Genomic DNA, 16,344 nt, shown 5'->3' with positions numbered 1-16,344 from the left:
GCACCACCCACCAGCACCACCCCGGTTCAGAAGAACTGCTGGTCCATCGAACGGCCCGCTCACCCAGCTCACCGAGGGGACGACCCTCCCTAAGCCGAGAGATCGCCATGGCCGCCACTGACCGTGCAACGCTATTCACCGAACCGGCATGTGATCACAACCGCGAGAAGTCCGCCAAGGAGCGCAAGGCCGGGTGCCCCAAGCCCGCGCCCGGCGGCACCAGCGGCGGATGCACCTTCGACGGTGCGATGATCACACTGGTTCCGATCGTCGACAGCGCCCACGTCGTGCACGGCCCGATCGCCTGCGCAGGAAACTCCTGGGACGGGCGGGGGAGCCTCTCCTCCGGCCCCGACCTCTACCGCCGCGGCTTCACCAGCGACGTCGGTGAGCAGGACGTCATCTTCGGCGGCGAGCAGCGCCTGTTCGACACCATTCTCGAAGCCGTCCGCCGGCACCACCCGCCGGCGGTGTTCGTCTACTCGACCTGCGTCACCGCCATGATCGGCGACGACCTCGACGCCGTCTGCGCGGCGGCCGCCGAGCACACCGGCGTCCCGGTCATCCCGGTGCACGCGCCGGGGTTCGCCGGCAACAAGAACCTCGGCAACCGCCTCGCCGGTGAGGCCCTGCTCGAGCACGTCATCGGGACGGTCGAGCCGCCCGACGTGACCGAGCTCGACGTGAACCTGGTCGGCGAGTACAACATCGCCGGCGAGCTGTGGGACGTCCTGCCGGTGCTGGCCAAGATGGGCATCCGGGTCCGGGCCTGCATCAGCGGCGACGCGCGCTACGCGGACGTCGCCGCGGCGCACCGGGCCCGCGCGACGATGGTCGTCTGCTCCCGGGCGCTGCTGGGCCTGGCCCGCGGCCTGGAGGATCGCTACGGCATCCCCTGGTTCGAGGGCAGCTTCTACGGCGTCCGCGCGATGAACGACACCCTGCGCGAGTTCGCCCGCCTGCTCGGCGGCGCGGAGCTGGCCCGGCGCGCCGAGGAGGTCATCGCCCTCGAGCAGACCGCCGTCGACCTGGCCCTGGAGCCCTACCGCGAGCGGCTCGCCGGCAGGCGCGCGGTGCTCTACACCGGCGGGGTCAAGAGCTGGTCGATCGTCTCCGCGCTGCAGGACCTCGGCATCGAGGTCGTCGCGAACGGCATCACCAAGAGCTCCGACGGCGACGTCGAGAAGATCCGCGAACTGCTCGGCCCCGACGCCAGGATCGTCTCCGAGGGCAGCCCGCGCGAGCTGCTGCGTATCGCCGAGGAGACCCGCGCGGACATCCTCGTCGCCGGCGGCCGCAACCAGTACACGGCGCTGAAGGGCCGGCTGCCGTTCCTCGACATCAACCAGGAGCGGCACATCCCCTACGCGGGCTACCGCGGCGCGGTCGAGCTGGCCCGCCGCCTCGACATGGCGCTGTCGAACCCGGTGTGGGAGCAGGTCCGCGCCCCCGCGCCCTGGGACGTCGAGGGGGTGGCCTGATGGCGCGGGTCGTCACGAGTGACCGCCGGCCCGGCCTGGACCCGCTGCGGTTCAGCCAGCCGCTCGGCGGGGCGCTGGTCTTCCTCGGCCTCGCCGCGGCGATGCCCGTCATGCACGGGTCGAAGGGCTGCGCCTCGTTCGCCAAGGCGCTGCTGACCCGGCACTTCAACGAGCCCGTCCCGCTGCAGACCACCGGTGTCACCGAGGTGTCCGCGGTGCTCGGCAGCGGCGACGACCTCGTCGCCAACCTGGACGGCATCCGCGCCAAGCAGAACCCGCGGATCATCGGGCTGCTGACCACCGGCGTCACCGAGGTCAGCGGCGAGGACGTCGCCGGCCAGGTGCGCCAGTACATCGCGATGATGAACCACACCACCCCCGAGGGCGCGCCGCTGATCGTGCGGGTGTCCACGCCGGACTTCGCCGGCGGGCTGTCGGACGGCTGGTCGGCCGCGCTGCGCTCGCTGGTCGCCACCGTCCCCTTCGACCACGCCGACTCGGACGAGTACCCGGGTACGCGCTCGGGCTTCGGTGCCGGAACCGGTTCCGCGCCCGAGACGGTCGCCGTGCTCGTCGGCCCGTCCCTGTCGGCCGCCGACCTCGACGAGCTCTGCGCGCTGATCCGCTCCTTCGGGATGGCGCCGGTGCTGGTCCCGGATCTCTCCGGCTCCCTCGACGGGCACCTGGCCCCGTCCTGGCAGCCGACGACGACCGGTGGCACGGGGCTCGCGCAGCTGCGCCGCCTCGACGAGGCCGGCCTGATCATCACGGCCGGCGCGACCGCCGCGGAGGCCGGCGTCGACCTGGCCGCGCGCACCGCCGCCGACCTCGTCCAGCACGACCACCTCAGCGGCCTCGCCGCGGTGGACAGCCTGGTCGCCGAGCTGATGGCCCGCTCGGGACGCGGACCGGCGCCCGAGGTGCGGCGGGCCCGCGCCCGGCTGGCGGACGGCCTGCTCGACACCCACTTCGTCCTCGGCGGGGCGCGGATCGCGCTCGCGATGGAGCCCGAGGCGCTGGTCGCCGTCGGCTCCCTGCTGCATGACGTCGGCGCGGAGATCGTCGCGGCGGTGTCGCCGACGGACGCTCCCGTGCTCGCCACCGCCCCCTGGGACGAGATCGTCATCGGCGACCTGACCGAGCTGGAGGAACGCGCCCTCGAAGGCGGCGCGGAACTGCTCATCGGGTCGAGTCACGTCCGCGCGGTCGCCGACCGTATCGGCGCCGCCCACCTGGCCGTCGGATTCCCGATCTACGACCGGCTCGGATCGGCCCTGCGCACGACCGCCGGGTACGGGGGCAGCCTGCGGCTGCTCGTCGACGCGGCGAACCGGCTGCTCGACCACCACCAGGCGGATCACCGGGCCGATCACCGCCCGGGGCGCCACGACGTCCGCGAACATCCGCTCAACTCGTTCGACCAGCTCGACGTTCTGTGCCAGGAGTCCCCATGTTGAAGATCGCTTTTGCGACGAGCGACGGCCACGCCGTGGACCAGCACTTCGGCTGGTGCCGCCGGTTCGACGTCTACGAGGTCGGGCCCGAGGGCTTCCGCCTGTTCGAGACCAGAGAGCTCGGGCCCGCGGAGGACGACGAAGAGGACAAGATCGCCTCGAGGCTCGCGGCGGTCGTCGACTGCGCGATCCTCAACGTCTGCGACATCGGAGGGACGGCGGCGGCGAAGGTCGTCAAGGCCCGGATCCACCCGATGAAGGTCCCCGTGGGCACCGAGATCGACGCCCTGCTCGCCAAGTTCGTCGGCGTGCTCGCGGGCAACCCGCCGCCCTGGCTGCGCAAGGTCCTGCGGGCGCACAGCCCGCAGGTGGCCCCCGCCTGGACCCCGACCTCCGCGGACCCCGCCACCTCGACCCCGATGACCATGGGAGGAACGGCATGACCGCACCGGCCCCCACCGCAGGCGGCCAGTTCGAGGGGTTCCTGCGGGATCTCGTCGACCAGCTCCGCGCCGGCGACACCTACGGCAACCTCGACCGACTGCCCGACGCGCAGCTGATCAGCCCGTTCATCCTGACCCGCGAGCAGCGGCGGCAGATCGCCTCCAACTGCGACATCGACGCCGTCATCGAGGGGCGCGTGCGCTCCTTCTACCAGGCCGTCGCCGCCTCGGTGGAGAAGACGACCGGGGTCATCACCACCACCGTGCTCGACCTCAACCACGAGGGCTTCGGCCGGGTGATCGTGTTCGGCGGGCGGCTGGTGGTGCTCTCCGACGTCCTGCGCGACGTCCAGCGCTTCGGCTTCAACTCGATCGAGGATCTCGCCGCCCGTGGCGAGGCCATGGTCACCGCCGCCGCCAAGCTCGTCGACCAGTGGAGGGAGGTCGCCCGCGATGACTCCTGAGACCAGCACCAGCACCAGCGCCGATGCCGGCACCGATGTCGCCGCCGTCCAGACCCGGCTGCGCAAGCTGAACAGCAAGGCCTCGCAGCTCAAGCTCGACCTGCACGACCTCGCCGAGGACCTCCCGATCAACTGGGAGAACATCCTCGACCTCGCCCGCCGTACCTACGACGCCTACGCCGAGATCGCGCTGCTGGAGAACGAGCTGCGCGCCAGCGCCGCCGGTGGCACCGGGAAGGGAGCGGGAGCATGAGCGCGCTCACCAGCCAGCTCGAGGAGTTCCGCCGCTGCTCGACCGCCGAGCAGTACTTCGAGTTGCTCGACGTCGACTACGACCCGCGGGTGGTGGCCGTCAACCGGCTGCACATCCTGCGCTTCTTCGCCGAGGAGATCGCCGGCCTGCACGACGGGGCCGACGCCGAGGTGTCCCCCGAGGTGCTGCTGCGGGACTACCGGGCGGCCCTCATCCGCGCCTACGAGGCCTTCACCACGGCCACCGCGCTGGACCACCGCCTGTTCAAGGTGCTGAAGGACCGCGCGCCAGAGCCCGCCGGGTTCGTCCCCATGTCCGAGATCACGGTCGAGCGACCGGCGACCACCCAGACCGACGAGAAGGGCCAGCAGCGATGAAGTCGACCTTCGACGTAGGTGACGTCGTCGCCACCACCAAGGCCCTGCGCCAGGACGGGACCTTCCCGGACCCGAACATCGCGACCGGCCAGATCCTGGTCGAGCCCGGCACCCGGGGCGAGGTCATCAACGTGGGCCTGTACCTGCAGGAGCACATCGTCTACGCCGTCGCGTTCGAGAACGGCCGGGTCGTCGGCGCCCTCGAGCGCGAGCTCGAGGCCGCGGTGCGGGAGACCTCCCCGTCCAGCCGGGCCGCCGACGCCACCGCCCATGCCACAAGTTCCGCGGCTGACAGCAGCGCCGCCGTGACCAGCGGGACCACCGACAAGGAGGAGGGGCTGTCGTGAACAACGAGCCCGTCATGCTTCCGGTGCTGCCCGCCGCCACGGCGGAGCTGCTGACCGGTCGGACGGCCACACCTGGTCAGAACGGCTCGCCCGCCCAGGGCGCGGCGCCCGCCCCGGGTGGCGGCTGCGCGTCCAAGAAGAGCTGCGGCAGCAGCACTCCGGCCACCGATCCGGAGATCGCCGAGAAGATCGCCAACCACCCCTGCTACAGCTCCGAGGCGCACCAGTACTACGCCCGGATGCACGTGGCTGTGGCGCCCGGCTGCAACATCCAGTGCAACTACTGCAACCGCAAGTACGACTGCGCGAACGAGAGCCGGCCCGGCGTCACCAGCGACCTGCTCACCCCCGAGGACGCCCTCGCCAAGGTCAAGCTGGTCGCCAGCGAGATCAAGCAGATGAGCGTGCTGGGCATCGCCGGCCCCGGCGACCCGCTCGCCAACCCGAAGCGCACCTTCCGCACCCTGGAACTGGTCGCCCGGGACTGCCCCGACATCAAGCTGTGCCTGTCGACGAACGGGCTCACCCTGCCCGACCACGTCGACCGCATCGCCGCGCTGAACGTCGACCACGTCACGATCACGATCAACATGATCGACCCCGAGGTCGGCGAGCGGATCTACCCCTGGGTCGCTTACAAGGGCAAGAAGTACACGGGCCGGGAGGCGTCGAAGATCCTCTCCGAGCGCCAGCTCGAGGGCCTCGCCATGCTGGCCGAGCGCAAGATCCTCGCCAAGGTCAACTCGGTGATGATCCCGGGGGTCAACGACGAGCATCTCGTCGAGGTCTCGAAGACCGTCCGCGGGCTCGGTGCCTTCCTGCACAACGTGATGCCGCTGGTCTCCGCCCCGGAGCACGGCACCGTGTTCGGTCTGGCCGGCCAGCCGGGCCCGACGCCCCAGCAGCTCAAGGCCCTGCAGGACCGCTGCGAGGGCGAAGACGGCGCCGACATGAACATGATGCGGCACTGCCGGCAGTGCCGGGCGGACGCCGTCGGCCTGCTCGGCGAGGACCGCGGTGACGAGTTCACCCCGGAGACCTACCAGGGCCGCGAGATCGCCTACGACCTGGAAGGCCGCCTGGCCGCCCACGCCGAGATCGAGCGGTGGCGCCAGGAGACCCGCGCCGAGCGTGAGACGGTCACGGTCGCCGGCCCGGCGACCAAGCCGGACGACGTCGTCCTGGTCGCCGTCGCGACCAAGGGCAGCGGCGTGGTCAACCAGCACTTCGGCCACGCCTCCGAGTTCTGGATCTACGAGGCCGGCCGCAGCTGGGCCCGGCTCGTCCAGACCCGCGACGTGCAGCGCTACTGCGAGGGCCCGACGGAGTGCGGGGACGGCGCCTCGGTGCTCGACAAGACCATCGAGATGCTCTCCGACTGCTCCGCCGTCCTGTGCAGCAAGATCGGCCCGGGGCCGTACGACGCGCTCGAGGCCGCCGGGATCGAGCCGGTCGAGGTCTACGAGCTGATCGAGAAGGCCGTCGCCACCGTCGGCGGCCGGCTCACCGCGGCCGCCCGCGCGGCCGTCCCGGTGAACCCCGACCCCGCCGGCACCGGTTTCGCGGACCTCGACGAGATCGACCTCGACGAGGTGGAGGCCGAGATGGCCGAGGCCGAGCTGGTGCGCGCCGAGCTGGTGCAGGGCGAACTGGTGGACGTCGACCTGCTCGACCCGGACCTCATGGACGACGACCCGTTCGAGTTCGCCGTCACCGTCCGGCCCGGCTCCTGCTCGGGTGAGGGCGGCAAGTCCGGCTCCTGCTCCGGCGGCGGCCACCGCCACGCCGCCGGTTCCGGCCACCGCCACGACGCCGAGCACGCCCGTACCGACCCGCGCACCGAGAAGTCCCGCGCGGAGCGGACCACCCCGGAGAAGGCGCGCGCCGACGGTGCCCGCCCCGCCCACACCCGTTCCGTCGGCACCGGCTCCCACAGCGCCGGCACCGACGTCACAGACCTGGAGGTAGCGCGGTCATGACCCTCGTCCAGAGCACCATCGAACTGACCGAGCGCGCCCGCGCCCAGGTGCGGACCCTGCTCGGCGGCAGCGCGGAGACGGCCGGCTTCGGCCTGCGCGTGGGCGTGAACCCAGGCGGCTGTTCCGGCCTCACCTACAACCTGGCGCTCGCCCCCGGAGCCGAGAGCGACGACATCGTCATCCACTCCGACGGGTTCGACGTCTTCGTCAACTCGTCGATGATGGGGCACCTGCGGGGGCTGCGGATCGACTATGTCGAGTCGCTGACCTCCTCCGGGTTCACCTTCACCAACCCGAACGCGACCAGCTCGTGCGGCTGCGGCAACTCGTTCGGCACCCCGGAGGAGCCCGAGCGCGCCGAGGCCGACGACCGGCTGCGCGGCCAGGTCGAGGACGTCATCGCCGAGATCCGGCCGTTCCTGCAGGGCGACGGCGGCGACGTGCAGCTCGTCACCGTGCTCGCGGGTAACGGGGAGCCGGGCACCGCCGAGGTCCACATCCGGCTCGTCGGCGCCTGCAACGGCTGCTCCAGCGCCTCGGCCACCGTCACCGCGGTGATCGAGAAGCGCATCAAGGAGAGCCTGCCCGAGATCGGCCGCGTCGCCCTCGTCTCCTGACGGCGAACCCCGGCCCACCACACCGACCCCCCGACGGAACACACGGACCAGTCATGGAGCGCAGCATGATAGTGACCCGGCGTAGTTCTCCGCCGGCGTCCGGCCCGGTCGGTCCGGTCGATGCCCGCGGGGCGTCCGAGGCCGCGGTGCCAGCAACGGCGCTGGCACCGACGGCCCTGGCCCTGGCCCTGGCCCCGGCCCCGGTGCCGGTGCCGGCACCGGCACCGGCGCAGCGCAGTGGGGGAGCGAGCCTGCCCGGTCGGTACGACCGGCAGCTCGACCTGCCGGGCTTCGGCCCGGCGGCCCAGGAGCGGCTGCGCGGCGCGACCGTGCTCGTGGCGGGCGTGGGCGGCGTCGGTGGGGCGGCCGCGACCTATCTCGCCGCCGCCGGGGTCGGCCGGCTGGTCCTGGTCCACCCGGGCGCGCTGGAGGAGCCCGACCTCAACCGGCAGACCCTGATGCGCCCCGAGTGGATCGGTGGCTCCCGGGTGGCCTGCGCGGAGCAGACCCTGCGCGCGCACCACCCGGGAGTCGAAATCGTCGCGATCGACCGTGAGCTGTCCCAACTCCCCGAGCTGGGCCGCCTCGTCGCCGGGGTGGACGTCGTCGTGGACGCCCGCCACAACTTCCCCGACCGCTACCTGCTCAACGACGCCTGCGTCGCCACCCGGACCCCGGCGGTCGTCGCCGCGATGAACGCCACCGAGGGGAACCTGCTGGTCGTCCAGCCCGGATCGCCCTGCCTGCGCTGTGTCTTCACCGAGGGCGACCCGTCCTGGCAGCCGCTCGGCTTCACCGTCCTCGGCGCCGTGTCGGGGATGGTCGGCTGCCTCGCCGCTACCGAGGCGATAAAGATCATCTCCGGGTTCGGTGAGCCGGCGGCCGGCAAGCTGCTCCAGTTCGACCTCTGGGACCTGGACTTCCGGGTGCTGCGGGCCCGGCGCGACCCGCACTGCCCGTCCTGCGGCGGCCAGCGGCCCGGCTCCGGGGAGCCACGGTGATCTACCTCGACCACAACGCGACCACGCCCGTCGACCCGCGGGTGGTCGAGGTGATGCTCCCGCTGTTCACCGAGCGGTTCGCCAACCCGGCCAGCAAGCACGCCCCCGGCCAGGAGGCGACGCGGATCGTCGAGCGGGCCCGGCGCGAGGTCGCGTCGCTCGCCGGCGCCCGCCCCCGCGAGGTCGTGTTCACCTCCGGGGCGACCGAGGCCGCCAACCTGGCGATCGGCGGGGTCCTCGCCACCGCCGAGCCGGGGCGGCGGCGGATCCTCGTCGGCGCCACCGAGCATCCCGCGGTGCTCGGCGCCGCCGACGCAGCCGCGGCGGCCAACGCGACAGTCGCCGAGCGGATCGCCGTCCACCCGGACGGCACCATCGACGTCGACGACCTGCGGCGCCGGCTCGGGCCGGACGTCGCGCTGGTCGCGGTGATGGCGGCGAACAACGAGACCGGGGCCGTGAACGACCTGCGGCCACTGGTCGAACCGGTGCACTCCGCCGGGGCGTTGCTCCTGTGCGACGTCACCCAGGCCCTCGGCCGCATCCCGGTCGAGCTCGAGCAGACGGGCGTCGACCTGGCCGTCGCGTCCGCGCACAAGCTCTACGGCCCCAAAGGTGTCGGCGCGCTGATCGCGTCGAAGGACGCCTGGCCACGCCTCGCGCCCAGGGTGCACGGCGGCGGCCAGGAACGCGGCCTGCGGGCCGGCACCCTCAACACCGCCGGGATCGCCGGCTTCGGAGCGGCCGCCCGCATCGCGGCCGAGTCGATGGCCGACGACGGCAGGCACCAGGGCGAGCTGACGGCGCTGCTGACTGCGCTGTTGACGGAGAACCTGGCGAAGCGGCTCGGGCCCGGAGCCGTCGAGCTCAACGGCCCGGACCGCGCCAGGCTGCCGAACACCGTCAATCTCCGCTTCGTCGGCGCCGGTGCCGACGAGGTCCAGGCCTGTGTTCCGCGCGTGGCGATCTCGGCCGGCTCGGCGTGCAGCGGTGGCGGGGACGAACCGTCCCACGTCCTGCTCGCCATGGGCCGCACGGCCACCGAGGCCCGGGAGAGCCTGCGCTTCAGCCTGGGCCGCGCCACCACGACGGAGGAGATCCGCACCGCCGCGGATCTGGTGGCCCGCGCTGTCCTGCGCGTCCGCTCCCTTTCCCAGAGCACCCCCATCCAAGACGAGGTTCGAGATGACAACCGAGCTCTTCGAACAGCCTGAATCGCGGGTACGCCGCCTCAAGGGGGTCGTGATCCGGTTCGCCGGCGACTCCGGCGACGGCATGCAGCTCACCGGCGACCGCTTCGGCGCGCAGGCCGCGGAGGCCGGCAACGACGTCGCCACGCTGCCGGACTTCCCGGCCGAGATCCGGGCGCCAGCCGGAACCGTCGGCGGTGTCTCGAGCTACCAGCTGCACGTCGCCGACCACGACATCACCACCCCGGGTGACCAGCCCGACGTCCTCGTCGCGATGAACCCGGCGGCGCTGAAGGCGACGCTGAAGGACCTGCGTCCCGGCGGCGTCCTGATCGTCGACTCGGGCGCGTTCAACGTGCGCTCGCTGGAGAAGGCCGGGTACGACTCCGACCCGCTGACCGACGGCTCGCTGGGCAACTACATCGTGCACGCGGTCGACCTGACCGGGCTCGCCGTCGGCGCCACCGAGGGCCTCGGCCTCAAGCGCAAGGACGCCGCCCGGACGAAGAACATGTTCGCCCTCGGCCTGGTCTCCTGGATGTTCAACCAGGGCACCGACAGCACCGTCGCCTACCTGGAGAAGCGCTTCGCCAAGAAGCCGCCGGAGATCCTCGCCGGCAACCTCGCGGCGCTGAAGGCGGGGGTGAACTACGGCGACACCACCGAGGCGTTCGCCGTCTCCTACGAGGTGAAGCCCGCCGCGCTGCCCCCGGGCACCTACCGGCACATGCGCGGCAACAAGGCCATCGCCTTCGGTCTCGTCGCCGCCGCGCACCAGGCCGGGATGCCGCTGTTCCTCGGCGCGTACCCGATCACCCCGGCGACCGACGTCCTGCACGAGCTGAGCAAGCTCACCTCGCACGACGTCCGCCACTTCCAGGCCGAGGACGAGATCGCGGCGATCGGCGCGGCGATCGGCGGCTCGTTCGCCGGCATGCTGGGCGTCACCGTCACCTCCGGCCCCGGCATGGCGCTCAAGTCCGAGGCGATCGGCCTGGCGATCTCGCTGGAGCTGCCGCTGGTCATCGTCAACGTGCAGCGCGGTGGCCCGTCCACCGGTCTGCCGACGAAGACCGAGCAGTCCGACCTGCTGCAGGCCCTCTACGGCCGGCACGGCGAGGCCCCGCTGCCGGTGCTGGCCGCGCAGTCGCCCGCGGACTGCTTCGACGCCGCGTTCGAGGCGGCGTCGATCGCGCTGGAGCGGCGTACCCCGGTCATCCTGCTGTCCGACTCCTACATCGCCAACGGCAGCGAGCCGTGGAAGGTCCCGTCGGTCGAGGAGCTTCCCGAGCTCGGCATCGAGTTCGCCACCGCGCCCAACGCCGTGGGCAAGGACGGCAAGCCGGCGTTCCACCCGTACGCCCGCGACCCGCGCACCCTCGCCCGCCCGCTGGCCATCCCCGGCACCCCGGGCCTGGAGCACCGCATCGGTGGTCTGGAGAAGGCCGACGGCAGCGGCGAGCTCTCGCACGACGCGGACAACCACGACCTGATGGTCCGCACCCGCCAGAACAAGGTCGACGGCGTCAAGGTGCCGGCGCTGGAGGTCGACGACCCGAGCGGGGCGCCCGGCTTCGGTGCCCGGGTGCTGGTGGTCGGCTGGGGCTCGACCTACGGGCCGATCGGCGCCGCCTGCCGGCTCGTCCGTGACCAGGGGCTGGCCATCGCCCAGGCGCACCTGCGCTACCTCAACCCGCTGCCGGCGAACCTCGCGGCCGTGCTGTCGTCCTACGACACGGTGCTGGTGCCCGAGATGAACCTCGGCCAGCTCTCCGGCCTGCTGCGGATGCAGTGCGGGGTCGAGACCGTCGGCTACACCCAGACCCGCGGGCTTCCCTTCCGCGCGGTCGAGCTGGCCGCGGTGTTCACCCGGCTCGTGCACGGTGCCGACCTCGGCGACACCGAGATCACCAGTGAGGACATCAAGGCCGCGGGCGGCGCCAGCACGCTCGGCATCAGCGAGCTGGGCCGCAGCGAGCTCGGATCGGATTCGGAGGCGGGCAAGTGACCAGCTCGGACGCGGTAGGCAAGCAGCTCACGGCGAAGGACTTCTCCACCGGGCAGGACGCCCGCTGGTGCCCGGGGTGCGGTGACCACGCCATCCTCAACGGGATGCGCAACCTGCTCCCGACCCTCGGGATCCCGCGCGAGAACTTCGTGGTGGTCTCCGGCATCGGGTGCTCGTCCCGGCTGCCGTACTACCTGGAGACCTACGGCATCCACTCGATCCACGGGCGGGCGCCGTCCATCGCGACCGGTATCTCGATCAACCGGCCGGACCTGTCCGTCTGGGTCATGACCGGTGACGGCGACTCGCTGTCGATCGGTGGCAACCACCTGATCCACGCGCTGCGCCGCAACGTGAACCTCAAGATCGTCATGTTCAACAACCAGATCTACGGTCTGACCAAGGGCCAGTTCTCGCCCGCGACGAAGCCCGGCACGGTCACCCCGTCCAGCCCGTTCGGCTCGCTGGACCACTCGTTCAACCCGGCCGCGCTGGCCCTGGGTGCCGAGGCGACCTTCCTCGCCCGCACGGTCGACACCGACCGCAAGCACATGCTGGAGATCCTCGCCGCCGCGCACGCGCACGACGGCGCGGCGCTGGTGGAGATCCGGCAGAACTGCCCGACCTTCAACGTCGCGCCGCGCGACGAGGCCGCGGCCTCCGCGACCGAGCCCACCGCGGCCGACGGGCCGATCCGGCTCGAGGCCGGTCAGCCGATCCTGTTCGGGGCGGACAGCCAGTGGGCGATCGTGCGCGACACCGAGACCGGCGACCTGAGGTTCGGCCGGTCGACGGAGAAGGGCGTCGTGATCCACGACCCGCGCTCGACCAGCCCGACCTACGCCTACGCCCTCGCCCGGATCGCCGACACCCACCCCGAGCTCGCGCCGATCGGCGTGTACCGCGCGGTGGAGCGGCCCAGCTTCGACAAGCAGTACCAGGAGCGCCTCACCACCGCCCGCGCGGGCGGCCGGGGTGACCTGCAGGAACTGCTCACCGGCGAAGACTCCTGGACGGTGCCGGCCGGTCGGGCCTGAGCCTGTCCGCTCGGCCGACCAGGTAACGGGGCCGACCGCGTAACGAGACCTCCCCCGGACGCCCGGCGTCCGTGAGAAGAAGGAAAGAGAATTCCGATGCCCTACGTCGTCACGTCACCCTGCATCGACGTCAAAGACACCGCATGCCTGGACGAGTGCCCGGTCGACGCCATCTACGAGGGCGACCGGAAGCTCTACATCAACCCCAACGAGTGCACCGAGTGCGGCGCCTGCGCGTCCGCCTGCCCGATCGGCGCGATCATGCTCGACCTGGAGGTGCCCAAGGCCGAGCGCCCCTTCGTGAAGAGCGAGAAGGAGTTCTTCACCAAGGTCCTGCCCGGCCGGGACGAGCCGCTCGGCGATCCCGGTGGCGCCAAGACCGTGGGCAAGATCAAGGCCGACACGCCCTTCGTGGCCGAGTACGAGGCCTCCGCCTGACCGGTACGCGGGCCCACGCCCAGATGACGGGGTAGGGCCGCCCGTGACCCGGGCCGGCGCGGGGAGCAGCCACCACGCTCCTCGAGCCGGCCCGGGTCACGGCCCGGGTCACGGCCGGACCGGGCCGCCGTTCAGATCACGGCCGGACCGGTCACCACCCGGGTCACAGGCCGCCGGGGCTGCCACTGCCGCCGGCTCCGGCACCGAACAGCTCCAGGTACCGCTGCGCGGCCATCGGGTTCAGCGGCGGGTTGATCAGCGAGGAACGCACGTTGTCCGCCTCGGCGGTGCTGAAATACGCCTCGTAGGCGAGGATGTCCCGGTTCCGGTCGAACAGATCGTGCATCTTCTCGATGAAGAGCGGATTGTCGCCGCCACCGTTCCCGTCCACCCGGACGAGCCCCCACTCCGGCACCGCGAACTGCTTGCCGTGCGCCCGCGCGAACGCGGCCACGGTGCACGCCCCCGACGGGATGTTGCACTGCTGGTCGAAGGTCTCCGTGGAGCGCGACGGCGGGTAGGAGTCGTAGGCGTCACTGCTGACGATGCTCACGAACTCGTCGCCCGGGTAGGCCGCCCACACGTCGTCACCGTTCGGCATCCGGTCCCGGTGCGCGCTGACGTTGAAGTCGATCCGCACCGCCGGCGCCGTCGACCGGATCTGGGTGACCGCCCGCTGGAAACAGGTCTTCCAGGTCGCGGTGTCCCGCGGATACCACCAGAACCAGTTCCCGTTGAACTCCCAACCGAGCCGGACGATGGCGTCGGGCCGGCCGTTACGGGTCAGCGTCTCGCCGAACGCCGCCCAGTAGGCGTCATAGTGACCCCGGGCACAGGTCCGCTCGTCACCCGAGCGCGGGAACAGCGGCTGGGCGATGGAAAGCTGCCCGTTGTACAACCCCGGCGGATAGTCCGACATCGGCCAGTTGTCGTAGGCGATCTGGTTCCAGTCATTACGTTTCGTGAAGACGACCGCGACGTTCGTCAGCCGCCCCGTCCACGCCTCCCAGGCGCGGATGTCCAGTGGCGGGTTCCCGTTCGCCCCGGAGGGCCACCGCACCCCCGGCGCCGCCGGCCCGGTCGGGGCCGGCTCCGGCTGCGGCTGCGCGGGCTGCGCCCCGGGGGCCTTCGCCGTATCCGGGGCCTGACTCGCCGCCGGGGCATCGGCCGAACGCCGCGAATCCGGGCCGCCGGTGAGCGTCACCAGGCCGATCGCGCCGAGCAGGATGACCATCGCGGCGGCGGCGATCCCGAGCACGGTGCGACGTCGTCGGCGCGGCCTACCTCGACGAGCCGTCCCGCCGCGGTGATTCCCGCCGCGGCGGCCGTCCTTCCCCTGGCCTCCGGCCTCTGGCGCCTGGGCAGTTCCGTCCGGGCCCGCGGCCCCGGCTTCGGCCCCGGCCCCGGCTTCGGTCCCGGCTCCGGGCCCTGGCCCGTCCGGGACGGGGTTCTCGCTGGTGCTCCCAACCGGGCCCCCGCCCTCGCTCACGGGGCTGCCCAGGCCGGCAGAGGCCCGCTGGCGGAAAGGGCTGTCCGAACGGTTGGGGCTGCCCGTGCTGGTTGAGCTGCCCGAGTTGGTGGGGCTGCTCTGGCTGGTGGCACTGGTCCGAGCCACGGAGCTGACGAGAGTCTTGTCCGGCCGCATCGGCGAGCCCGGCGTGCCGAGGCGCTCGTACGGCAGCGTCCGCGCGATCACCTCCTCGCCCGCACCGCTCCCGACGGGCACGTCCGTCCCGGCAGCGAACGGGAGCGGGCCCGAAGACCCGGACACGTCCACGCCTGAACCTTCACCAGCGCCGCCGGGACCTTCGCCGGTCTTCGGCACCGGGTCGGTGCCCGCTCCGGACGCGTTGCCGGGGACCTCGGTGGCGGTGTCCTCGGCGGTGCCGGTCACCACGTCGCCTGTGCCGGCGGCTCTCCGGCTCGCGCCGGTGGTCGCCTTGCTCCTGCCGCCGGTTCTCCGGGTCGAGTCGGTGTTCCGGCTTGACCCGGTCTTCCGCTCTGGCGTGGCTGTCCGTTCGGACGCGGCGCTCCGCTTTGTCGTCGCTGTCCGGCCTGGCGTGGCTGCCCGGTCCGATCCGCTCGTCCGGTCCGATCCGGTCTTTCGGCCTGATCCGGCCTTCCGGTCTGACCCTGTGTTCCGGTCTGATCCGGCCTTCCGGTCTGACCCTGTGTTCCGGTCTGATCCGGTGTGCCGGCGTGTGCCGGTGGCTTCGCGCTCGCCGACGTTCTGGCACGCGTCGGTACTGTCCCGACCCGCGCCCGCTGTCGGCGGTGCGTCACCTGCCTCGTGCCGTTGCACGTACGTCCCCCATCGAGCCCCCGCCCCACATTCACCGCCCGCGCCGGGACCTGTCGGACCCCGGGTGGCGTGCTGCCGTGCGGCGCTACCGCCGGTCGGCACCGGTTCATCTTCGCAACCTTGTTACGAAGCAACCCTGGCTGACACTCAACAATCCGTCACCCACGGCCACCACTACCGGGCGCTCACCAACGGTGTTGGCCTGGTGTCGTGGCGCAGGCGAGGCATCACCTCATCCGCCGGTCCCGGGCGCACACCTCGGACCGGATTACCGTGCGTTCCTGCACCGGTGACCCGGTTTCTCGCCCGGGACGCGGGGAGCCGGTTCCTTGACGGTGGCACCGGCTTCCCACTTCGCCGAACCCGCACGAGGTCGCCCAGAGCATCGCCCCGGACTGCCGGGTGGTCTACACCTACAGTGACTCGATCGTGCTCGCCCACGCTCATGCACTGCTCGCCGGAACCGGCGAAGGCCGCGCCGCCGGGCTGGGCGCCTGACCTGGCAGAGCCGCGATCGCAATGGCGAAAATCTCGAAGATGGCGACGACGAGGATTTCGTTGAGGCTGAGCCATCCGATATACAAGCTGAGGGCAAAGACGGACAGCACGCGACAGGCCACGCTCAGCCCGACCGGGAAGATATCGGCGCTCCGAGGGTGGTGACGGGATATGCAAGACGCGCTCCTTCCGGAGACGGTGCACAGTCTCCAGGCCCTGCTGACAGTCTCGACAAAGATTGCACCCGCGGTCCCGGTAGGCGACTCGCTGCTACTACGTTAAGCGAAACATATCAACCATTCCTTAGAGTCCGCCGCCCCTTCTCAACAAGAAATCTTCCTGGGTGAATGTGAACTTGGTGTGGTCTTGTTGGGTTCGCGCTTGTCGGGGTGGCGCACACACCTTTATGGTCGAACGTGTGTTCGATCTGATTGTGGGGTGGGTGTCGGCGCCAT

16 protein-coding genes and 1 pseudogene are annotated in these 16,344 nt (G+C 71.7%); 15 read left to right on the top strand and 2 right to left on the bottom strand.

Going from position 1 to position 16,344, the window contains the following annotated elements:
- The first annotated feature begins 107 nt into the window (after positions 1–107).
- The 14 genes from nifE to fdxA all read left to right on the top strand — a co-directional run bounded on the left by nifE (position 108) and on the right by fdxA (position 13,089).
- Complete coding sequence (gene nifE / locus MXD62_RS18670) at positions 108–1,481, top strand: nitrogenase iron-molybdenum cofactor biosynthesis protein NifE (protein ID WP_248830805.1); 1,374 nt, start codon at positions 108–110, stop codon at positions 1,479–1,481.
- A complete protein-coding gene (nifN, locus tag MXD62_RS18665) occupies positions 1,481–2,938 on the top strand; it encodes a nitrogenase iron-molybdenum cofactor biosynthesis protein NifN (protein WP_248830804.1) in 1,458 nt (485 codons plus the stop codon). The genes nifE and nifN overlap by 1 nt, the downstream gene beginning before the upstream one ends.
- Positions 2,932–3,378 carry a nitrogen fixation protein NifX gene (gene nifX, locus MXD62_RS18660; RefSeq protein WP_248830803.1) on the top strand — a complete coding sequence of 149 codons (447 nt, stop codon included), beginning with the start codon at positions 2,932–2,934 and terminating at the stop codon, positions 3,376–3,378. The genes nifN and nifX overlap by 7 nt, the downstream gene beginning before the upstream one ends.
- Complete coding sequence (locus tag MXD62_RS18655; protein ID WP_248830802.1) at positions 3,375–3,842, top strand: NifX-associated nitrogen fixation protein; 468 nt, start codon at positions 3,375–3,377, stop codon at positions 3,840–3,842. The genes nifX and MXD62_RS18655 overlap by 4 nt, the downstream gene beginning before the upstream one ends.
- Positions 3,832–4,095 (top strand): CCE_0567 family metalloprotein, encoded by a 264-nt coding sequence (locus MXD62_RS18650; protein ID WP_248830801.1) that lies wholly within the window; start codon positions 3,832–3,834, stop codon positions 4,093–4,095. The genes MXD62_RS18655 and MXD62_RS18650 overlap by 11 nt, the downstream gene beginning before the upstream one ends.
- Positions 4,092–4,472 carry a nitrogenase-stabilizing/protective protein NifW gene (nifW, locus tag MXD62_RS18645; RefSeq protein WP_248830800.1) on the top strand — a complete coding sequence of 127 codons (381 nt, stop codon included), beginning with the start codon at positions 4,092–4,094 and terminating at the stop codon, positions 4,470–4,472. Before MXD62_RS18650 ends, nifW begins: the two co-directional genes overlap by 4 nt.
- Positions 4,469–4,819, top strand: a complete 351-nt coding sequence (locus MXD62_RS18640; protein ID WP_020464273.1) for a nitrogen fixation protein NifZ — start codon at positions 4,469–4,471, stop codon at positions 4,817–4,819. The genes nifW and MXD62_RS18640 overlap by 4 nt, the downstream gene beginning before the upstream one ends.
- Positions 4,816–6,798, top strand: coding sequence for a nitrogenase cofactor biosynthesis protein NifB (gene nifB / locus MXD62_RS18635; RefSeq protein WP_248830799.1), 1,983 nt, complete (start codon positions 4,816–4,818; stop codon positions 6,796–6,798). The genes MXD62_RS18640 and nifB overlap by 4 nt, the downstream gene beginning before the upstream one ends.
- Positions 6,795–7,415: an iron-sulfur cluster assembly accessory protein gene (locus tag MXD62_RS18630; protein ID WP_071067121.1), complete on the top strand. Its 621-nt coding sequence runs from the start codon at positions 6,795–6,797 to the stop codon at positions 7,413–7,415. The genes nifB and MXD62_RS18630 overlap by 4 nt, the downstream gene beginning before the upstream one ends.
- Before the next feature lie 53 nt (positions 7,416–7,468).
- Positions 7,469–8,416 carry a HesA/MoeB/ThiF family protein gene (locus MXD62_RS18625; RefSeq protein ID WP_248830798.1) on the top strand — a complete coding sequence of 316 codons (948 nt, stop codon included), beginning with the start codon at positions 7,469–7,471 and terminating at the stop codon, positions 8,414–8,416.
- On the top strand, positions 8,413–9,630 hold the full coding sequence (locus MXD62_RS18620; protein WP_248830797.1) for a cysteine desulfurase family protein: 1,218 nt from the start codon (positions 8,413–8,415) through the stop codon (positions 9,628–9,630). Before MXD62_RS18625 ends, MXD62_RS18620 begins: the two co-directional genes overlap by 4 nt.
- Positions 9,602–11,614 carry a 2-oxoacid:acceptor oxidoreductase subunit alpha gene (locus MXD62_RS18615; RefSeq protein WP_248830796.1) on the top strand — a complete coding sequence of 671 codons (2,013 nt, stop codon included), beginning with the start codon at positions 9,602–9,604 and terminating at the stop codon, positions 11,612–11,614. The genes MXD62_RS18620 and MXD62_RS18615 overlap by 29 nt, the downstream gene beginning before the upstream one ends.
- Positions 11,611–12,651, top strand: coding sequence for a 2-oxoacid:ferredoxin oxidoreductase subunit beta (locus MXD62_RS18610; protein WP_248830795.1), 1,041 nt, complete (start codon positions 11,611–11,613; stop codon positions 12,649–12,651). The genes MXD62_RS18615 and MXD62_RS18610 overlap by 4 nt, the downstream gene beginning before the upstream one ends.
- A gap of 96 nt (positions 12,652–12,747) precedes the next feature.
- The gene (gene fdxA, locus MXD62_RS18605) at positions 12,748–13,089 is read left to right on the top strand and encodes a ferredoxin (protein WP_018501689.1); all 342 of its coding nucleotides are present in this window, start codon (positions 12,748–12,750) and stop codon (positions 13,087–13,089) included.
- 163 nt (positions 13,090–13,252) lie between these two features.
- Here the strand turns inward: fdxA and MXD62_RS18600 are convergent, their stop codons facing one another.
- Entirely contained in the window at positions 13,253–14,983 is a 1,731-nt protein-coding gene (locus MXD62_RS18600; RefSeq protein ID WP_248830794.1) for a glycosyl hydrolase, read from the bottom strand.
- Between the two features lie 703 nt (positions 14,984–15,686).
- Here MXD62_RS18600 and MXD62_RS40745 point away from each other — a divergent pair.
- A pseudogene (locus MXD62_RS40745) lies at positions 15,687–15,886 on the top strand (SAM-dependent methyltransferase); the annotation flags it as partial.
- Here MXD62_RS40745 and MXD62_RS18590 read toward each other — a convergent pair.
- Positions 15,835–15,999 carry a hypothetical protein gene (locus MXD62_RS18590; protein ID WP_248830827.1) on the bottom strand — a complete coding sequence of 55 codons (165 nt, stop codon included), beginning with the start codon at positions 15,997–15,999 and terminating at the stop codon, positions 15,835–15,837. The pseudogene MXD62_RS40745 and the gene MXD62_RS18590 sit on opposite strands and share 52 nt — an antisense overlap.
- Between the last annotated feature and the right edge of the window lie 345 nt (positions 16,000–16,344).

This window comes from Frankia sp. Mgl5, from assembly GCF_023242985.1.
Classification (GTDB): Bacteria; Actinomycetota; Actinomycetes; order Frankiales; family Frankiaceae; genus Parafrankia; species Parafrankia soli.
This window is presented reverse-complemented; position numbering and strand designations above follow the sequence as displayed.

Bases quoted from the DNA above. Each gene is read 5' to 3' on its own strand.
- nifE (WP_248830805.1), top strand. From the start codon at position 108: ATGGCCGCCACTGACCGTGCAACGCTATTCACCGAACCGGCATGTGAT.
- nifN (WP_248830804.1), top strand. From the start codon at position 1,481: ATGGCGCGGGTCGTCACGAGTGACCGCCGGCCCGGCCTGGACCCGCTG.
- nifX (WP_248830803.1), top strand. From the start codon at position 2,932: ATGTTGAAGATCGCTTTTGCGACGAGCGACGGCCACGCCGTGGACCAG.
- MXD62_RS18655 (WP_248830802.1), top strand. From the start codon at position 3,375: ATGACCGCACCGGCCCCCACCGCAGGCGGCCAGTTCGAGGGGTTCCTG.
- MXD62_RS18650 (WP_248830801.1), top strand. From the start codon at position 3,832: ATGACTCCTGAGACCAGCACCAGCACCAGCGCCGATGCCGGCACCGAT.
- nifW (WP_248830800.1), top strand. From the start codon at position 4,092: ATGAGCGCGCTCACCAGCCAGCTCGAGGAGTTCCGCCGCTGCTCGACC.
- MXD62_RS18640 (WP_020464273.1), top strand. From the start codon at position 4,469: ATGAAGTCGACCTTCGACGTAGGTGACGTCGTCGCCACCACCAAGGCC.
- MXD62_RS18630 (WP_071067121.1), top strand. From the start codon at position 6,795: ATGACCCTCGTCCAGAGCACCATCGAACTGACCGAGCGCGCCCGCGCC.
- MXD62_RS18625 (WP_248830798.1), top strand. From the start codon at position 7,469: ATGGAGCGCAGCATGATAGTGACCCGGCGTAGTTCTCCGCCGGCGTCC.
- MXD62_RS18615 (WP_248830796.1), top strand. From the start codon at position 9,602: ATGACAACCGAGCTCTTCGAACAGCCTGAATCGCGGGTACGCCGCCTC.
- fdxA (WP_018501689.1), top strand. From the start codon at position 12,748: ATGCCCTACGTCGTCACGTCACCCTGCATCGACGTCAAAGACACCGCA.